1 protein-coding gene is annotated in these 242 nt (G+C 39.7%); it reads right to left on the bottom strand.

Annotated elements, in window-relative coordinates; genetic code table 11:
* On the bottom strand, positions 1-242 hold a 242-nt coding region (locus SB660_RS23200), incomplete at both ends, for a phosphoenolpyruvate carboxykinase (ATP) (RefSeq protein ID WP_410584900.1).

The following is a 242-nucleotide window of genomic DNA, read 5'->3' as shown; positions in this document are numbered from 1 at the left end:
ATAAACAGTTGCTGGAAGTGGAAGGAATGGAGAACCGAAACATGTAGAGAATACTGGTTCTGGCTCTGTTACACCACGTTCAGTACCTGCGAGTTTAGATGTGAAACCACTTAGGAAGTGATACATTGCTTGCTCTTTTGTTAATTTACTGATTGGAGGTAAAACACCAAATGCATCAGCAGTTAAGAAGATGATTGTTTTTGGGTGACCTGCAACAGATGGATCAACGATATTTTCGATAT

This window comes from Bacillus sp. SIMBA_005 (genome assembly GCF_046535585.1).
Taxonomy (GTDB): Bacteria; Bacillota; Bacilli; order Bacillales; family Bacillaceae; genus Bacillus; species Bacillus pumilus.
The sequence above is the reverse complement of the archived record's forward strand: the minus strand, read 5'-3'. Positions and strand labels throughout refer to the sequence as shown.